This is a genomic window from Xanthomonas sp. NCPPB 3174 (assembly GCF_056725205.1).
Window position 1 is genome coordinate 2,121,200 of record NZ_CM161517.1, and the last position, 17,797, is coordinate 2,138,996.

A 17,797-nucleotide genomic window follows, 5' to 3' on the forward strand; every position below is an offset into this window, starting at 1 on the left:
CGGTCGCGGCGCAGCTCACTCCGGCAGCAGCGGGCGCAGATCTTGCGGGATCGATCGCTGCGGATGCGCACGCTGGAAGCGCAGCAGGCTGGCGCGTGCGGTCTCCAGTTCGCCTTGGTCGCGGCGCTCACGGATCCGCTGCAGCCAGCGGCGCGGCGATAGCTGCGCATCGGCCTCCACCGCGGCCGCCAGGGCGTTGCTGTCGGATTCCGGCAATGCCGCGGAGGGGGCCGCAGCGGATGTCGAAGGGCGCAGCAAGAGGGTGTCCGCCGTCTCGGCCGCAGCGGCCTTCGCGCGCGCGGAGGTCGCCAGCCTGGACGGGGTGGCGGTGTCGGCGGGCGCACTGCGCGCCAAGGCGTCCTGCGCCGTTTCCGCGCGCGTGGGTGCACGCAGCGGCATTCCGGCCGGCGCAGCTTGCTCGGCGGCGGATGCATTGCTGTCGGCCGCAAAGGCCTGCGGTGGCGCGGCCGGAGCCGCTGGAGCGGCGGGCGCCACCATGATCGCTGGTGCGGGAGGAGGCATGCTGAGCGTGGGCGCTGGCTTGTGCATCGGCGCCTGCGCACGCTCGGACAGCGGCGCGTCGGCTGTCTCCGTCGCGATGCGCGCGGAGGCCGCAGGGGCGGGTGCCGCTGTCTCAGCGGCTGCCGGCCCTGCGGTCGCCGGTGCCGGCTCCGTGGAGGGCGGTGCCGGGGAGGCGACGGGTGTGGCGGGGGCGTCGGCGGCGGAAGTCGCCGCCGGGGTCGGGGCAGGTGCTGCCGCCGGCGTGGGCGTGGAGGGCGTCGGTGGACGTGCGCGCCAGGCGATGCCGGCCACCAGCACCAGCGAGGCGGCCAGGCCGAGCCAGGTCGGCCAGCGTGCACGCGATGCCGGCGGGGCGGCACGCGATGCAGGCGCCGGGTCTGGCTCGGCCAGGTCGGCGGTCGCGATGGAGGCGGGCGCGGACGTGGGCATCGCCGCGGCGGCCTGCGCCCGCGCGCGCTCCGCGACGCTGCTGGGGTACTCCGGGACCTCGGCGGCCCCCGGTGCGACTGCCGCACGCGCGGCAGCCAGGATCGCCGCATCCAGCGCCGGCGGCGGCAATGCCTGCCGGCCCAGGCGCAGGCGTTCGGCCAGCGCGCGCTCTTCCGGGGTCAGCGGTTCGTCGGCGCTCATCCGCCCAACCTCGCGCGCAGTTTATCCATCGCATAGCGCAGCCGCGACTTGACCGTCTCGCGGCCGACGCCGGTGATCTGCCCGATCTCGTCCAGGCTCAATTCCTGCTCCAGGCGCAGCAGCAGCACGTCGCGTTGCTCCTCGGGAAGCGCATCCAGCGCCAGTTGCAGCTGGCGCCGCTGCTCGAAGGCGGACAGTTGCCGCTCCGGCGTATCGGGGTCCTGCACGCGTGCGGTGCGCAGGTCGGCGTCCGCCGGTGCCGGCGGGCGATGCTTGGCCGCGCGCCAGTGGTCGCCGAGCCGATTGTGGGCGATGCGCAGCAGCCAGGTGGTGAACGCGGCCTGCGGCTGCCACTCCAGGCGTGCGGCGATCACCCGCTGCCACACGTCCTGGAACAGCTCTTCGGCCAGCGCACGGTCGCGCAGTTGTCGCAGCAGGTACTGGTACAGGCGGCCACGGTGGCGCAGGTACAGGGTCTCGAACGCGCGCGCGTCGCCGGCCGCGTAGGCCAGCATCAGGGCTTCGTCGCTCGCTTCGACCGGGGCGTCCACGGCGGCAAGCCTAAGCGTTCGCCGGGCCGCCGCATAGTCGGGAGGCGAGGGGCCGGGAGAGAGTGGCGAGGGCGGAAATTCTGACAACATGTGTAGACAAACGCCCATCTCGTCGCGTCGGGGTCGATCGGCCGTCGATCGGTCCATGCAACAGGTATGCTGATGATGAAGGGCGAGCGTGGAGCGGTTCCGGGGGGCCCTGCAGGAGAATCGTTGTCGATGCTGTTCAATTCGTCCGCCACCGTCCGCGAAGACGCATCCGGCGGCCATGCGCCCGCCCGCACGGCGCAGGCCTTGTGCGGGCTGCTGCCGCCCGGCAGCGCCGTGGCGATCGGCTGCGGCGACGGCGTGGTCGGGCGCTTCCACGGCGCCAGCGCGGACGCGCCGGAATGGCTGCAGGCGCTGGTCGCGCAGACGCTGGCCGCCACCGAGTTGCCGCCGTCGACGACACCGACGGTGCTGCACGTGCACCGTACCGCCGAGGGGGCTTGCGTGGTCATCGGCGCGCAGGCGAAGCAGCCGCTGGATGCGGCGTATCGCACGGCCTGGTGCGAGGCCGCGGTCGCGTTCGGTCTCAACCTGCTCGACACCGAACGCATGCGCGCGCGCATCGCGGGCCTGGAAAAATCCAAGCAGCTGCAGCAGGCGCTGTACGAGATCGCCGACCTGGCCGGTGCCGATCTGGAAATGGGCCAGATGCTGCAGCGCGTGCACGCGGTGCTGGAATCGCTGATGTACGCGGAGAACTGCTACATCGTCGAATACGACGAAGACCAGCAAAGCATGCGCTTCCTGTACTTCTCCGACCGTCACGACGACTTCGTCGCCGATCCGGAGAAGACCTACCTGCTGCGCGACATGCCGAACAGCCTCACCGTGGGGCTGCTGCGCCATGGCCGTGCGGTGCGTGGGCCGTCGGAACAGGTGCGCGAACGCCTGCAGGTGGGCTACAACGCCGAACACGGCCCGGACAGCCGCGACTGGCTGGGCGTGCCGATGTTGCGCGAGGGCCGCGTGTGCGGGGCCATCGTGGTGCAGAACTACGACTACGCGTTGCGCTACACCGATGCCGACCGCGCCTTGCTGGCCTATGTGGCCCAGCACGTGCAGACCGCGATGGACCGGCGGCATGCGCAGGTGCAGCTGGAGCGGCGCGTGCACCTGCGCACCCAGGAACTGCAGCGTGCCAACCACGACTTGCAGGAGGAGATCCAGGAGCGCAAGCGCGCCGAGACCCTGCAACTGGCGCTGTTCCGCATCGCCGAACTGGCGATCCGCTCGGAGAGCCTGCAGCAGTTCTATACCGAGGTGCACGCCATCGTCGGCGGGCTGATCGACGCGCGCAATCTGTACATCGCGCTGCTGTCCGATGACGACACGATGCTGGAGTTCGTGTACTCGGTGGACGAGTTCACCCCGTACCGGCCGCAGCGGCGCCGCGGCCGCGGACTGACCGAGTACGTGATGCGGGTGCGGCGCCCGCAACTGCTGGAGCTTCCCGACATCGACGCCTTGCTGGCGCAGGGCGAGGTGCAGGAATACGGCCAGCGCCCCTATAGCTGGCTGGGCGTGCCGCTGTTCGACGAAGGCGAGGTGATTGGCGCGATCGTGGTGCAGAGCTACATCGCCAAGGTGCGGTTCACCGAACACGACCAGCGCCTGCTGACCTTCGTCGCGCACAACGTCGGCAGCGGCCTGGCGCGGCAACGCGCGCAGGAACGGCTGCGGCTGGCCCACGCGGAACTGGAGCAGCGCGTGGAGGAGCGCACCCGCGAACTGGCCGAAGTCAACGAGCAGTTGCTGGCGCAGATCGCCGAGCGTTGGCGCGCCGAACAGCGCCTGACCCACCAGGCGCTGCACGATGCGCTGACCGGCTTGCCGAACCGCTCGCATCTGCTGGACCGGCTCAGCGAGGCGATCGCGCGTGCCCGCGGCGGCGGCAAGACCTTCGCCGTCCTGTTCCTGGATCTGGACCGGTTCAAGCTGGTCAACGACAGCATCGGCCACGCCGCCGGCGACGAGATGCTGGTGCAGGTGGCCAAGCGCATCGTCTCCACAATCCGCGGCCAGGACGTGGTGGCGCGCCTGGGCGGCGACGAGTTCGCGGTGCTGACGCCGAGCGAGCACGGCCTGGACGGTGCGCGCGAACTGGCGCGGCGCCTGCTGCATGTGCTCGGCCAGCCGATGTGGGTGGCCGGCCGCGAACTGTTCCCGTCGGGCAGCCTGGGCATCGCGGCCTGGCATCCGCGCTACCACAACGGCGAGGAGATGCTGCGCGACGCGGACGCGGCGATGTACCGGGCCAAGGCGCAGACCCAGGACCGCTGCGTGGTGTTCGACGAGGCCATGCGCGAGGCGGCGCTGCGCAGCCTCGACCTGGAGGCGGACCTGCGCCGGGCGATCAACAACCGCGACTTCGAGCCGTTCTACCAGCCAATCGTGCGCCTGCACGATGGCGAGGTGATCGGCCACGAGGCCCTATTGCGCTGGCGCCACGAAAGCCGCGGGTTGCTGGTGCCGAGCCAGTTCATCGATCTGGGCGAGGAGAGCGGCCTGATCGAGCAGGTGGACTGGCTGCTGTACGCGCAGGTGATCCGGCGCCTGGCGCAGAGCGAGGGCGGCTACGTCTCGGTGAACGTCTCGCCGCGGCATTTCCGCTCGCCGGATTTCACCGAACGGCTGTTCGGGCTGATCGACAGCGCCGGCGCCGACCCGCGCCGCCTGCGCGTGGAGATCACCGAGGTGGCGCTGCTCGACGACGCCCCGCGCACCCTGGCCATCCTGCAGGCATTGCGCGAGCGCGGCGTGCTGGCGCAGCTGGACGACTTCGGCACCGGCTTCTCGGCGCTGTCCTACCTGCACCGCTTCCCGATCTCGGTGCTGAAGATCGACCAGAGCTTCGTCGCCGGCCTGCAGGACGAACGCGGCACCGGCAGCCACGCGCTGGTGCGCGGCATCCTTGCCCTGGCCAGCACCTTGGGGATCGAGACCGTGGGCGAGGGCATCGAGACCGAGCAGCAACTGGCGACATTGCGCGAGCTGGGCTGCAATTACGGGCAGGGTTATCTGCTGGGGCGCCCAGCCGCCGCGCCGCAGCAGCTTTGAGGCGATCGAACGTGGAGCGCGGCGCCATGCGCTCGGAGCGCGCTGTCGCCATGGCAGCGCGTGGCGTAGGAGCGGCTTCAGCCGCGATGGGCGTTCTCGGTAAAGCCCCGTCGCGGCTGAAGCCGCTCCTACAGGATACGTCCTGTCGGTATGGGCGGTGACCTAACGGGTCGCCATACTCGAAGCGCTTGCCGCGGATCCGATTCCTTTGGCGCAACGCGTTGCGTCGCTTTTCATCAATCCGCGCCGTGCAAGCAGTGAGGCGCCGGAATTTGTAACGCGTCGCCACGCGCGAGGCGCTAACCGCCGATCGGATGCCCTCAACGCAGTGCGTTCCGACGCTTCTCGTCGATCCACTTAGAAGCCTGCGCCGGCGTGTAGTCCCGCATCCAGCCCAGCATCGTGTCGATGTCGCTGCCGTACCACAGGTCGGCGCGCTGGTCCGGGTGCAGGAAGCGCTCTTCGACCATGCGATCGATCATGCCGATCAGCGGCGCGTAGAACCCTTCCACGTCGAGGAAGGCGCAGGGCTTGTTGCCGATGCCGAGCTGGCGCCAGGTCAGCATCTCGAAGATTTCCTCCATGGTGCCGAAGCCGCCGGGCAGGGCGACGAAGGCGTCGGAGAGGTCGAACATGCGCGACTTGCGCTCGTGCATCGAACCGACGATCTCCAGTTCGGTGAGGCCGCGGTGCGCCACTTCCCAGTCGGCCAGTTGCTTGGGAATCACGCCGGTGACCTCGCCGCCGGCGGCGAGCACCGCATTGGCCACGGTGCCCATCAGACCGACATTGCCGCCGCCGTAGACCAGGCGCAGCCCTTGCTCGGCGATGCGGGTGCCCAATTCGGTTGCGCGCTCGACGTAGGCCGGCTTGTTGCCGGCGTTGGAGCCGCAGTAGACGCAGATGCTTTTCATGGGATTCGGGAGTTGGGATTGGGGATTCGTAAAAGCGGTGAGTGGGTCGGGGCGCTGATAATGCCGGAGTGGGCGCGGATCATCGCTTGATCGGCTTCATGCGTGGGGCGATCCGCAAAGCACAACGCCGGGCATGTGCCCGGCGCTGTGGGATAAAGGATCGGGGATGGAGGCAGGGACGCGGCTTTGGCGAATCCCCACTCCCGAATCCCCAATCCCGGCCTCAATTGGCCTTATGAATCGCCCGCTTGCTCACCGCCATGGCCGCGTCGTGGATCGCTTCGGACAGGGTGGGGTGGGCGTGGCAGATGCGCGCCAGGTCGTCGGCCGAGCCGTTGAACTCCATGGTCAGCACGCCTTCGTGGACCAGTTCGGAGACGCCGACGCCGACCAGGTGCATGCCCAGCACGCGGTCGGTCTCGGCATGGGCGATGACCTTGACGAAGCCAGCCGGCTCGCCCATCGCCACCGCACGGCCGATCGCCGCGAACGGGAAGCTGCCGGCCTTGTACGGCACGCCCTCGGCCTTGAGCTGCTGCTCGGTCTTGCCGACCCAGGCGATTTCCGGCTCGGTATAGATCACCCACGGGATGGTGTCGAAGTTGACGTGGCCGGGCAGGCCGGCGATCAGTTCGGCGACCGCGATGCCTTCCTCGAAGCCCTTGTGCGCCAGCATCGGCCCGCGCACGCAGTCGCCGATCGCCCACACGCCGTCCACGCCGGTGTGGCAGTGCGCATCGACCTCGATCTGGCCGCGCTCGTTGACCTTGACGCCGGTGCCGTCGGCCAGCAGGCCCTTGGTGGCGGCGCGGCGGCCGACGGCCACCAGCAGCTTGTCCACGTTGAGGGTCTTCTCGCCTTCGCCATCGCTGTAGGTGACGACGACTTCCTGCTTCTTGCCCTTGCCGGTCACTTCGGTCTTGGAGACCTTGGCGCCGAGCTTGATGTCCAGGCCCTGCTTCTTGAATTCCTTCAGCGCGGTCTTGGCCACTTCGGCATCGGCCAGGGCCAGGAAGTCCGGCAGCGCCTCGAGGATGGTGACCTCGGCGCCCAGGCGCTTCCACACGCTGCCCAGTTCCAGGCCGATCACGCCGGCGCCGATCACCGCCAGGCGCTTGGGTACTTCGGTGAAGTCCAGCGCGCCGACGTTGTCGACGATGGTCTCGCCGTCGAACTTGGCGAACGGCAGCTCGATCGAATCCGAGCCCGCAGCCAGGATCACGTTGGTGCCCTTCAGCTCGACTTCGCTGCCGTCGTGCTGTTTGACCTTGACCACGTTGCCCGGCTGCAATTCGCCGAAGCCGTAGTACGGGGTGATCTTGTTCGCCTTGAACAGCATGGCGATGCCGCCGGTGAACTGCTTGACGATCTTGTCCTTGCGCCCGACCATCGCCGCGACGTCGATCTTGGCATCCTTGAAGCTGATGCCGTGCTCGCCGAACAGGTGGCCCATGTTCCAGAACTGGCGCGAGGAATCCAGCAGCGCCTTGGACGGAATGCAGCCCACGCGCAGGCAGGTGCCGCCGAGCGCCGGCTTGCCGTCCTTGCCCAGCGCCGCGTCGATGCACGCGGTCTTCAGACCCAACTGGGCGGCGCGGATGGCCGCGTGATAGCCGGCGGGACCGGCTCCGATGACGACGACGTCGTATTGCTGTTGTTCGCTCATTTCATTCGCTCACGGGATTCGGGATTGGAGATTCGGGATTCGCAAAAGCAGGAGGGGCTCAGGACGGGGACGCTGTTACGAATCCCCAATCCCGAATCCCCAATCCCGGCTCTTACAGACCGAACAGCATCCGGCCCGGGTTTTCCAGCTGGTTCTTGATGTCGACCAGGAACTGCACCGAGTCCTTGCCGTCGATGATGCGGTGGTCGTAGGACAGCGCCAGGTACATCATCGGCGCGATCACGACCTGGCCGTTCTCGGCGATCGGACGCTCCTTGATCGCGTGCATGCCCAGGATCGCGCTCTGCGGCGGGTTGATGATCGGGGTCGACAGCAGCGAGCCGAAGGTGCCGCCGTTGGTCACGGTGAAGGTGCCGCCCTGCAGTTCTTCCAGGCTCAGCTTGCCGTCGCGCGCCTTCTTGGCGTAGTCGGCGATGCCCTGCTCGATGTCGGCGAAGGACTGCCGCTCGACGTTGCGCAGCACCGGCGTGACCAGGCCCTTGTCGGTGGACACGGCGATGGAGATGTCGCTGTAGCCGTGATAGATGATGTCGTCGCCGTCGATCGAGGCGTTGACCAGCGGGAAGCGCTGCAGCGCGTTGGCCGCGGCCTTGACGAAGAAGCTCATGAAGCCGAGCTTGATGCCGTGGGCCTTCTGGAACTCGTCCTGCAGTTCCTTGCGCGCCGCCGAGACCTTGGCCAGGTTGACCTCGTTGAAGGTGGTCAGCATCGCGGTCGAGTTCTTCGACTGCATCAGGCGCTCGGCGATGCGCTTGCGCACGCGGGTCATCGGCACGCGCTCTTCCGGACGCGCACCGCTGGCCTTGCCGGCACCGCCGTTCTTGGCGTAGTTGAGGATGTCTTCCTTGGTCACCGCGCCACGGCGGCCGGTGCCTTCGACCTGGGACGGATCCACGCCTTCGGTGATGGCGCTGAAGCGCGCGCCCGGCGGCAGGCTGGACACATCACCGGCGGCCTTCGGCGCGTCGGCCTTGGCGGCCTTCGGCGCTTCCGCGGCGGCGGCCTTGGGCGCTTCGGCCTTCGGGGCCTCGGCGACCTTGGCCTCGGCCGGCGCCGCAGCGGCGGTCGCGCCTTCCTCGATGATCGCCAGGATCTGCGAGCTGGTCACGGTGGCGCCGGTCTCGAACTTGATCTCCTTCAGCACGCCATCGACGGGCGAGGGCACTTCCAGCACGACCTTGTCGGTCTCCAGGTCCACCAGGTTCTCGTCGCGCTTGACCGCCTCGCCGGCCTTCTTGTGCCAGCTGGCGATGGTGGCATCGGATACGGATTCGGGCAGTACCGGAACTTTGACTTCGGTGGCCATTGCAGGGGGCGTCCTAGTGGTGTCTTTTTTGAAGTGTGAAAGGGTGTTTATTCAGCGACTTGGTCGTTGAACGGATTCAACAGCGCATCGGCGACCAGCTTCAGCTGCTCTTCCACGTGCTCGGCGAAGTGGCCGGCGGCGGGAGACGGCGAGCGGGCGCGGCCGGCGTAGTGCAGGCTCTGTCCGTCGGCCAGGCAGGCCTGCAGGTGGTGCTTGATCTGGTACCAGGCGCCCTGGTTCTGCGGCTCTTCCTGGCACCAGACCAGGTCGGTGGCATTGCCGTAGCGCTTCAGTTCGGCCGACAGCAGCTCGCGCGGGAACGGATACAGCTGCTCCACGCGCAGGATGGCGACGTCGTCCTGGCCGCGCTTGGTCTGGTCCTCGAGCAGGTCGTAGTAGACCTTGCCCGAGCAGGCGACCACGCGCTTGACCTTCTTCGGGTCGGCCTTGGCGTCCGGGATCAGGTGCTGGAATTCGCCGTCGGCCAGTTCCTCCAGGGTCGACACCGCCAGCTTGTGGCGCAGCAGCGACTTGGGCGTCATCACCACCAGCGGCTTGCGCGTGGACATGCGCATCTGCCGGCGGATCATGTGGAAGGCCTGGGCCGGGGTGGTGGGCACGCAGACCAGCATGTTCTCCAGCGCGCACAGCTGCAGGAAGCGCTCCAGGCGTGCGGAGCTGTGCTCCGGACCCTGGCCTTCGTAGCCGTGCGGCAGGAACAGCGACAGGCCCGAGATGCGGCCCCACTTGGCTTCGCCGGCGGCGATGAACTGGTCGATCACCACCTGCGCGCCGTTGGCGAAGTCGCCGAACTGCGCTTCCCAGATGCACAGCGCGTTGGGATCGGTGGTGGAGTAGCCGTACTCGAAGCCCATCACCGCCTCCTCGCTGAGCAGCGAGTCGATCACGGTGGCGTCTTCCGGGTTCTCCACCAGCTGCCGCAGCGGCAGGTAATAGCTGTCGGTCTTCTGGTCGTGCAGGATCGCGTGGCGGTGGAAGAACGTGCCGCGGCCCGCGTCCTGGCCGACCAGGCGCAGCTTGTGGCCTTCGCCCAGCAGGGTCGCGTAGGCCAGGTTCTCGGCGAAGCCCCAGTCGCCCGGCAGTTCGCCGGCGGCCATCTTCACGCGGTCCTCGTAGATCTTGGCCACGCGCGGGTGCAGCTCGACGCCGCCCGGGATGGTGGTGATGATCTTGGCCAACTGGTCCAGGGTCTTGCGCTTGACCGTGGTGTCGACCTTGTCCGACAGCTTGCCCGACAGGTACTTGGACCAGTCGATGGCGAATTCGTCGGGCTTGCGGGTCGCCAGCTCGGTGGTGTACTCGCCCGAGTCGAGCTTGTTGCGGTAGCCGTCGACCAGCGCCTGCGCCTCGCCGGCCTGCAGCACGCCTTCGCTTTCCAGCTGGGCGGCGTACAGCTCGCGGGTGGTCTTGTGCTTGCGGATGGTCTGGTACATCACCGGCTGGGTGGCCGCCGGTTCGTCGGCCTCGTTGTGGCCCCAGCGGCGGTAGCAGACCAGGTCGATGACCACGTCCTTGTTGAACTGCTGGCGGAAGTCGTAGGCCAGGTTGGCCACGAACGCCACCGCGTCCGGATCGTCGCCGTTCACATGGAACACCGGCGCGCCGATCATCTTGGCCACGTCGGTGCAGTACAGCGTGGACCGGGCGTCGTCGCGGGCGCTGGTGGTGAAGCCGATCTGGTTGTTGACCACGATGTGCACGGTGCCGCCGACCGCGAAACCGCGCGCCTGCGACATCTGGAACAGCTCCATCACCACGCCCTGGCCGGCGAACGCGGCGTCGCCGTGGATGATCACCGGCAGCACCGACTTGCGCGCGGCGTCGCCGTAGCGCTCCTGGCGCGAACGCACGCTGCCGACCACGACCGGATCGACGATTTCCAGGTGCGAGGGGTTGAACGCCAGCGCCAGGTGCACCGACTTGCCGTCGGCCACCGCCACGTCGGCGGAGAAGCCCATGTGGTACTTCACGTCGCCGGTGTGGGCGCGGTCGTCGTGGGCGTGCTCGAACTTGCCTTCGAACTCGTCGAACAGCTTGCGCGGGTTCTTGCCCAGGGTGTTGACCAGCACGTTGAGGCGGCCGCGGTGGGCCATGCCGACCACGATGTCCTTGACCGCGTCGTTGCCGGCGCGCTGCACCAGCACGTCCATCATCGGGATCAGCGAGTCGCCGCCTTCCAGCGAGAAGCGCTTCTGGCCGACGTACTTGGTGTGCAGGTAGCGCTCCAGGCCCTCGGCGGCGGTGATCCGCTCCAGGGTGCGGCGGCGGCTGGCGGCGTCGCCGGCGATGTTGCCGCCCGCGTTCTCCAGGCGCTGGTAGATCCACTGGCGCTGTTCGAACTCGGAGATGTGCATGAACTCGCTGCCGATCGACCCGGTGTAGGTCGCCTTCAGCCGCGCCAGCAGATCGCGCAGTTTCATCCGCGGCTGGCCGCCGAGGCCGCCGGTGCTGAACTCGCTGCCCAGATCGCTTTCCGACAGGCTGTGGAACGGCAGGCCCAGGTCCGGCGGGTTCACCGGCGGGGTCAGGCCAAGTGGATCCAGGCGCGCGCCGAGGTGGCCGCGCGAACGGTAGGCGGTGATCAGGCGGCCGACATGGCGCTCGCGCTCGTCGCCGCTCGGGCCGGTGCCGCTGTTGGCGGCCTGGCGCGCCGCGCTGGCGATGTGGGCGATGACCGCAGAGTGGGGAACGTCACCGGCATCGCGGCCCTGGAAGCCGTCGAAGTAGGTTTTCCACTTGGGATCGATGCTGTCGGGAGAGACCAGATACTGTTCGTACAGGTCTTCGATATAGGCGGCATTGCCGCCGGCGAGTTGCGATGACTGCGCAAACTGCTTGAGTAGATTGTCCACGATGGTGGGGTGCGGTCGCTTTGTTTGGGGTGGCTTGCGGTAGGAACCGGCGGACGCGAGGGCCGCGCGGGCGTAATCAAGCGCAAAAATTATACCCCCATGAACCAGCCGGGGTGTGCATTCGGCGTGGTCAAGGCCGATCCCGGTTCATCCGTGGCAGTTGCGGCGGCGTGGTCGCGGCCGCCTCACCAGCCCAGTGCGCGCAGTTCGCTGCAGGGCCGGGCGCGCTCCCAGACCCGGTCGAAGGTGGCGCGCAACTGGCGCGCGCGGCCGCCACCGAGCAGGTCGGTCTCGCCGTCGTAACGGTGACCGAGTCCACGGAAGTAGTAGCCGCCGCCGTCGTCGACCAGGTAGGCGGTGGCGTCGCTGCGGTCCACCGGATCGCTGACTTCGCGGAACTGGAACACACTGGGCAGGCGCTGTGCCAGCGCCAGCAAGGGGGCGCCGGCACGCTGCGGCGCGGCTGCGTCGTGCAGCAACACGCGCACCTGCTTGGCATGCGCGGCGACCGCGAAGCGGCGCACCTGTTCCACCACGCGGGCATCGTCGAGCAGGCCGGGATCCAGCATGCGGCTGTGGATCAGCACCTGGCGGCGGGCCTGCGCCAGCACCGCGATGCTGGCGGCGATCGCCATCGCCGCGTCCTCCACCGCCACCGCGCCGTCGAAGCGGCGGCGCAGCGGCACGGCCTCCGCGGAGGCGGCCACGCCGCCCGGCGGCGGCAGGAAGCCTTGGCGGGCATGGAATGCCAGTGTCGCGGCGGGCGCATGCAGCGCCAGCTGCGGCCAACCCCGCTGCTGCGCCTGCGCGATCAGGCCGCGCAGCAGCGCGCTGCCGACGCCGCGTCCACGCCAGGCCGGCAACACGGTCAGCGCGGCGATCCGCCGGTCCGCGCCGAGCCGGGCCGCACCGACCACCTGGCCATCGTCGCTGCGCGCGACCAGGTGTTCGCCCAGCGCGTCCTGCGCTCCACGTGTGGGGTCGGCCGGGTCCGCGACGGTGCCGGCCGCGGCACGCAGCGCGTGCAGTTCGGCGCCGTCGTGGACGGGATCCAGCGCAGCGATGCGGAAACCGGGGCCGGGCATGGTCGGATCAGGCCGCGTCGGCGTCCTCGTCGGTGGCGTCCTCGGCCTCCAGCGGCTGATAGAAGCCGCCTTCGATCAGTTCCAGCAGGGTCTGCCTGCCGGCTGCCGACAGCGCCGCGTAGTCGCTGCCGTCGATGTGCTCGGCCGCGGCCAGGCGCTTGGCGTCCTTGACCGGCAGCGCGAACTCCAGGCCGCTGCAGAACAGCATGGCGCTGCGGCTGGCGCGCCGCCACGCCGGCCGCGCCCAGGGATGCCGCTGCAGGACCAGGCCCTGTTCCAGCGCCGCGGCGATCTCCGCCGCCGGCGGCAGCCCGGCCGGCGGCAGGATCTCGCCGGCGGCACGGTAGGTGGTGATGAAGCGGCCGAACCAGGCGCCCAGCTTGTCCGGGTCGTTCATGCGCAGCGCGTTCAGCGCCTCGACCACGCGGCCCATCGCCGCCGCATCGATCTCGTAGGGATCGGTCGGCGCCTGCAGGTCTTCGTCGTGGTAGCGCAATGCCTCGTCGGCGCCGTCGATCAGCGTGTCCAGGTAATCGGCGATCAGCTCGGCCGAGGACGGCGCGCGCATGCCCACCGAGAAGGTCAGGCAGGCGTCCTCGGCGACGCCGTGGTGCGGCACCAGCGGCGGCAGGTACAGCATGTCGCCGGGCCCCAGCACCCAGTCGTGGGTCGGCTCGAACTGGCGCAGCAGCTTCAGTTCCACGTCGTCGCGGAAGTCGGTCGGCGGCGCCGGGCGGCCCAGCGCGACGCTGGCGTCGATCTGCCAGCGGCGGTGGCCGTGGGCCTGCAGCAGGAACACGTCGTAGTGGTCCACGTGCGCGCCGACCGAGCCGCCGCGCGCGGCGAAGCTGACCATCACGTCGTCCACCCGCCAGCGCGGCAGGAAACGGAACTGCTCAAGCAGGGCGCGGATGTCCGGGTCCCACTTGTCCACATCCTGCACCAGCAGGGTCCAGTCGTGGTCGGGCATGCCGGGGAACTCGTGCTCCTGGAACGGGCCGCTGCGCACCCGCCAGCGGTCGTTGCCGCGGTCGTGCTCGACCAGCCGCGATAGCGCCGCCTCTTCGCAGGCCAGGCCGGCCAGGTCGCCGGGCTCGATCGGCGAGACGAAGTTGGGGAAGGCGTTGCGGATCAGCAGCGGGCGCTTGTGCCAGTAGTCGCGCAGGAAGGTCGCGGCGGGCATGCCCAGTGGTTGCCCGGGGCGGGCGTGGAGTTCGAAGGCGGGAGCGGCGGTCTTGCGGGCAGCCATGTGCGGTGGGGTCCTTGCAACGCGGAAGGAAAGGGCGGGCGCGCGGCGGCGCCGGCCGGACCCGGCCATTGTCCGCCGGTTTGGCCCGTGGGGCCATCGCGGCGGGCTTGGCGGATCGCCGTCGGCCAAGGTGGTGGCGATCCGGCGATCCGGTTCTGGCGCATGCGTGCATGCAGGGTGCGCGCCGCCGGCGGTTCGGGACGTCCGCGGCGCGCGGCGGCCGCGTCGCGGCGGGCGAGGCGCTGGGCGTTACTGGTCGAGGATGCGGTTGTCGCGGCCGCTGTCGTCGACCTGGGCCGTGCCGCTGCGCTGGACGATGGCGTTGTCGTTGCCCTGCAGGACGATGGCGCCGATCGCGCTGGCCTGCAGCTGGTTCTGGTCGCCCGACACCTCCAGCGTGGCGATGCGCGCCATCTGCAGGCGGCCGTGGCGGCCGAACAGCGCGACCTGGCCGGCGTCGCCGTGCACCGTCACCTGCGCGTTGTCGCCGAGCACGCGCAGGGTGTCGGCCCGTTCGATCTGCAGGTTGCCGTTGCGGCCGAACAGGCTGACGGTGGCGCAGTGCCCGTGCAGCACCAGGGTGGCGTCGCGGCCGACGATGTTCAGGTCGCGGCCGTCGCAATCGATGTCGCCGCTGGCCGAAGCGGCCATGCGGATCGGCGTCGCGGCGTCGCGCTCGTCGCCATCGGCAATGTCGCCGGCCGACGGCGTCGCCGCGATCGGCGGCGCGGCCTGCATGACCACGGTGCGCGGGGCGGCGGTGTGCGCGCCATCGCCGGCCGGCGGGCGTGGCGCCTGCGCGCAGCCGGCCAAGGCCAGCAGCGGCAACACAAACAACGGGGTGCGTTTCATCGCGGGGCTCTGCTGTGAGCCACCAGCATGCCCCTGGCCGATTAACCCAGGATGGACGGGACGCGGCTCAGATGTCGCGCGCCAGCCGTTCGGCCAGGCCGACATAGCCGCCCGGGGTCAGCTCGCGCAGGCGCTGCTTGGCGTCCTCGGGCAGGTCCAGGGTCTCGACGAAGGCGCGCATCGAGTCGGCGGTGATGCCCTGGCCGCGGGTCAGCGCCTTGAGCTGCTCGTAGGGGTTGGGCAGGCCGTGGCGGCGCATCACCGTCTGTACGGCTTCGGCCAGCACTTCCCAGGCCGCGTCCAGATCGGCGTCCAGGCGCTCAGGGTTCACGGTCAGCTTGCCCAGGCCCTTGGCCAGCGAGTCCAGCGCTACCTGGGTGTGGCCGAAGGCGGTGCCGAGCGCGCGCAGCACGGTGGAGTCGGTGAGGTCGCGCTGCCAGCGGCTGATCGGCAGCTTGGCCGAGAAGTGCTCGAACAGGGCGTTGGCGATGCCGAAGTTGCCTTCGGCGTTCTCGAAGTCGATCGGGTTGACCTTGTGCGGCATGGTCGAGGAGCCGACTTCGCCTTCCTTGAGCTTCTGCTTGAAGTAGCCCAGCGAAATGTAGCCCCAGATGTCGCGCGCCAGGTCGATCAGCACGGTGTTGGCGCGGCGGGTGGCGTCGCCCAGTTCGGCGACGTTGTCGTGCGGCTCGATCTGGGTGGTGTAGGGGTTGAACACCAGGCCCAGGCTTTCCACGAAGCGCTGCGCGAAGCCCGGCCAGTCGACGTCGGGGTAGCTGGCGACGTGGGCATTGTAGTTGCCGACCGCGCCGTTGATCTTGCCGGTCAGCTCGACCGCGGCGATCTGCCGGCGCTGGCGCTCGAGGCGGGCGACCACGTTGGCGATCTCCTTGCCCAGGGTGGTCGGCGAGGCGGTCTGGCCGTGGGTGCGCGAGAGCATCGGCTGTGCGGCCTGCGCATGGGCCAGGGCGCGCAGCGTCGCGATCACCGCGTCCAGGGTCGGCAGCAGCACCTCGCGCCGGGCCTGCTCCAGCATCAGCCCGTAGCTGAGGTTGTTGATGTCCTCGCTGGTGCAGGCGAAATGCACGAACTCCAGGGCCGGGCCGAGTTCGGCGTCGTCCTTGAGCTGCTCCTTGATGAAGTACTCCACCGCCTTGACGTCGTGGTTGGTGGTGCGCTCGATCTGCTTGACCCGCGCCGCGTGCTCCACGCCGAAGCCCTCGGCCAGCGCGCGCAGGCGCTGCGCCGCCGCCGGCGAGAACGCGGCCAGCTCGCCGATGCCCGGCTCGGCGCCCAGCGCCAGCAGCCATTCGATCTCCACCTTCACCCGCGCCTTGATCAGGCCGTATTCGGAGAAGATCGGCCGCAGGGCGTCGACCTTGCCGGCATAGCGGCCATCGAGCGGGGACAGGGCGAGCAGGGCGGAATCGGACATGGCGGGGCGTGGGGTGGTGTCGGCGGGGGCGCCATTCTACGTCGGCGCGGCCTCGGCCGGCGCCAGGCGTACGGTCACCGCCTGGATGCGGTGACCGGCCATGCGCTTGACCGTGAACAGGTGCCCGTCGATCTCCAGCCGCTCGCCTTCCTCGGGCAGGCGCTGCAACTGGTGCACGATCAGCCCGCCGACCGAGTTGAGGTGCTCCGGCGCGCGCAGGTCGCGGCCGAGCAGGCGTTCGAGGCGGAAGATCGAGGTCGAACCGGCCACCAGCACGCTGCCGTCGGCGCCGCGGGTCGGCGCGTCCTTGACCACGTGCGGGTGCTCGTCCTCGATGTCGCCGACCACCACTTCCAGCAGGTCTTCCAGGGTGAAGTAGCCGAGGATGCGGCCGTGCTCGTCCACGCACAGCGCCATGTGCGTGGCCCCGGTGCGGAAGCGCTCCAGCACCAGCGGCACCGGCGTCTCCAGCGCGATCAGGTTGGCCGGGCGCAGCAGCGGGCGCAGGTCGTCGCTGCGGCGGCCGCGGGCGATCTCCACGAGCAGGTCCTTCATGTGCAGGATGCCCAGCACCTGCTCGCCGTCGCGGTCGAACCATGGATAGCGGCTGTAGCGGCTGTCGGCGAACTCGGCCATCACCGCCTCCAGCGGCATGCCCTCGCGGAACCCGCGCAGATGGTCGCGCGCCCGCATCAGGTCGCCCGCCACCAGTTCCGGCAGCTCCAGTGCGTGGCTCATCAAGGTCAGTTCGTGGTCGGGCGCGCCGCCGGCGGGGTGCTGGCGGCCGACGATCAGCTTCAGTTCCTCGCGCGAATAGCGGTGCGAGGCATGCTCGACCTCGCCCCAGCCCACGGCCTTCAGCAAGCCGTTGGCGCTGGTGTTGAGCAGCCAGATCGCCGGATACATCGCCCAGTAGAACAGGTACAGCGGCGCCGCGGTCCACAGCGACATGCGCTCCGGGCGGCGGATCGCCATCGACTTGGGCGCGAGTTCGCCAAGCACGATGTGCAGGAACGAGATGACGCTGAAGGCGATGACGAAGGCGCTCAGGCGCGCCGCCTCTTCGCTCAGCCCCAGCAGGTCGAACAGCGGCTGCAGCAGGTGCGCGAAGGCCGGCTCGCCGACCCAGCCCAGGCCCAGCGAGGACAGGGTGATGCCGAGCTGGCAGGCCGACAGATAGGCGTCGAGGTGGCCGTGCACGTTGAGCAGCAGGCGGCCGCGCCAGCCGTGGCGCTCGGCCAGCCCCACCGCCTGGGTGTGGCGCAGCTTGACCAGGGCGAACTCGGCGGCGACGAAGAAGCCGTTGAGCAGCACCAGCAGCATCGCCAGCGCCAACAGCAGGAGGTTGCCGATCATGTGCGTTCCCCGGCGCGCGTCGCTGGCGCGTCAGCGCGCCAGGTGGGCAGGATGGAAACCGCGGGGTGCGTGGCCCGGCGCAGCGTGCGCCGGCATCTACAGTCTGAATCGTCGCCCATGGCGGCGTGGAAGTTCCATCGGTGATACGTCGTCGGAGTCTAGCCGATGCGCTGCGCGGCCGCCGCAGGCGCGCGCCATCTCGCGCAGTCCGTCACAGGCAAAGCGTCGCCAA

The 17,797-nt window shown here is 69.6% G+C and carries 12 protein-coding genes; 1 reads left to right on the forward strand and 11 read right to left on the reverse strand.

Annotated features, from left to right (window positions below):
• Window positions 1-15 precede the first annotated feature (15 nt).
• Window positions 16-1,152 (reverse strand): hypothetical protein, encoded by a 1,137-nt coding sequence (locus AC1PK7_RS09475; protein WP_481100620.1) that lies wholly within the window; start codon window positions 1,150-1,152, stop codon window positions 16-18.
• Window positions 1,149-1,703 carry an RNA polymerase sigma factor gene (locus tag AC1PK7_RS09480; RefSeq protein WP_010344250.1) on the reverse strand — a complete coding sequence of 185 codons (555 nt, stop codon included), beginning with the start codon at window positions 1,701-1,703 and terminating at the stop codon, window positions 1,149-1,151. The genes AC1PK7_RS09475 and AC1PK7_RS09480 overlap by 4 nt, the downstream gene beginning before the upstream one ends.
• Window positions 1,704-1,922: 219 nt before the next feature.
• Here AC1PK7_RS09480 and AC1PK7_RS09485 point away from each other — a divergent pair, with 219 nt between their 5' ends.
• Complete coding sequence (locus AC1PK7_RS09485; protein WP_481100621.1) at window positions 1,923-4,808, forward strand: bifunctional diguanylate cyclase/phosphodiesterase; 2,886 nt, start codon at window positions 1,923-1,925, stop codon at window positions 4,806-4,808.
• 320 nt (window positions 4,809-5,128) lie between these two features.
• Here the strand turns inward: AC1PK7_RS09485 and AC1PK7_RS09490 are convergent, their stop codons facing one another.
• From AC1PK7_RS09490 to AC1PK7_RS09530, 9 genes are all read right to left on the reverse strand, one after another.
• Entirely contained in the window at window positions 5,129-5,722 is a 594-nt protein-coding gene (locus AC1PK7_RS09490; protein WP_010344248.1) for an LOG family protein, read from the reverse strand.
• 223 nt (window positions 5,723-5,945) lie between these two features.
• A complete protein-coding gene (gene lpdA / locus AC1PK7_RS09495) occupies window positions 5,946-7,388 on the reverse strand; it encodes a dihydrolipoyl dehydrogenase (protein WP_481100622.1) in 1,443 nt (480 codons plus the stop codon).
• Between the two features lie 112 nt (window positions 7,389-7,500).
• Window positions 7,501-8,715, reverse strand: coding sequence for a dihydrolipoyllysine-residue succinyltransferase (gene sucB, locus AC1PK7_RS09500; protein WP_017909176.1), 1,215 nt, complete (start codon window positions 8,713-8,715; stop codon window positions 7,501-7,503).
• A 47-nt stretch (window positions 8,716-8,762) separates the two neighbouring features.
• Window positions 8,763-11,588 (reverse strand): 2-oxoglutarate dehydrogenase E1 component, encoded by a 2,826-nt coding sequence (locus AC1PK7_RS09505; RefSeq protein WP_010344245.1) that lies wholly within the window; start codon window positions 11,586-11,588, stop codon window positions 8,763-8,765.
• Between the two features lie 185 nt (window positions 11,589-11,773).
• The gene (locus tag AC1PK7_RS09510; protein WP_481100623.1) at window positions 11,774-12,673 is read right to left on the reverse strand and encodes a GNAT family N-acetyltransferase; all 900 of its coding nucleotides are present in this window, start codon (window positions 12,671-12,673) and stop codon (window positions 11,774-11,776) included.
• Between the two features lie 7 nt (window positions 12,674-12,680).
• Window positions 12,681-13,922: a ribosomal protein uL16 3-hydroxylase gene (locus tag AC1PK7_RS09515; protein WP_481100624.1), complete on the reverse strand. Its 1,242-nt coding sequence runs from the start codon at window positions 13,920-13,922 to the stop codon at window positions 12,681-12,683.
• A 249-nt stretch (window positions 13,923-14,171) separates the two neighbouring features.
• Complete coding sequence (locus AC1PK7_RS09520) at window positions 14,172-14,774, reverse strand: DUF3060 domain-containing protein (protein ID WP_481100625.1); 603 nt, start codon at window positions 14,772-14,774, stop codon at window positions 14,172-14,174.
• Between the two features lie 67 nt (window positions 14,775-14,841).
• Window positions 14,842-16,209 (reverse strand): adenylosuccinate lyase, encoded by a 1,368-nt coding sequence (gene purB / locus AC1PK7_RS09525; RefSeq protein WP_010344241.1) that lies wholly within the window; start codon window positions 16,207-16,209, stop codon window positions 14,842-14,844.
• A 36-nt stretch (window positions 16,210-16,245) separates the two neighbouring features.
• Window positions 16,246-17,565 carry a hemolysin family protein gene (locus tag AC1PK7_RS09530; RefSeq protein ID WP_481100626.1) on the reverse strand — a complete coding sequence of 440 codons (1,320 nt, stop codon included), beginning with the start codon at window positions 17,563-17,565 and terminating at the stop codon, window positions 16,246-16,248.
• Between the last annotated feature and the right edge of the window lie 232 nt (window positions 17,566-17,797).

Excerpts from the sequence above, each read along its gene's own strand:
- AC1PK7_RS09490 (WP_010344248.1), bottom strand. The coding sequence starts at position 5,722 with ATGAAAAGCATCTGCGTCTACTGCGGCTCCAACGCCGGCAACAAGCCG.
- AC1PK7_RS09530 (WP_481100626.1), bottom strand. The coding sequence starts at position 17,565 with ATGATCGGCAACCTCCTGCTGTTGGCGCTGGCGATGCTGCTGGTGCTG.
- AC1PK7_RS09510 (WP_481100623.1), bottom strand. The coding sequence starts at position 12,673 with ATGCCCGGCCCCGGTTTCCGCATCGCTGCGCTGGATCCCGTCCACGAC.
- purB (WP_010344241.1), bottom strand. The coding sequence starts at position 16,209 with ATGTCCGATTCCGCCCTGCTCGCCCTGTCCCCGCTCGATGGCCGCTAT.
- AC1PK7_RS09520 (WP_481100625.1), bottom strand. The coding sequence starts at position 14,774 with ATGAAACGCACCCCGTTGTTTGTGTTGCCGCTGCTGGCCTTGGCCGGC.
- sucB (WP_017909176.1), bottom strand. The coding sequence starts at position 8,715 with ATGGCCACCGAAGTCAAAGTTCCGGTACTGCCCGAATCCGTATCCGAT.
- AC1PK7_RS09475 (WP_481100620.1), bottom strand. The coding sequence starts at position 1,152 with ATGAGCGCCGACGAACCGCTGACCCCGGAAGAGCGCGCGCTGGCCGAA.
- AC1PK7_RS09485 (WP_481100621.1), top strand. The coding sequence starts at position 1,923 with ATGCTGTTCAATTCGTCCGCCACCGTCCGCGAAGACGCATCCGGCGGC.
- AC1PK7_RS09515 (WP_481100624.1), bottom strand. The coding sequence starts at position 13,922 with ATGGCTGCCCGCAAGACCGCCGCTCCCGCCTTCGAACTCCACGCCCGC.
- lpdA (WP_481100622.1), bottom strand. The coding sequence starts at position 7,388 with ATGAGCGAACAACAGCAATACGACGTCGTCGTCATCGGAGCCGGTCCC.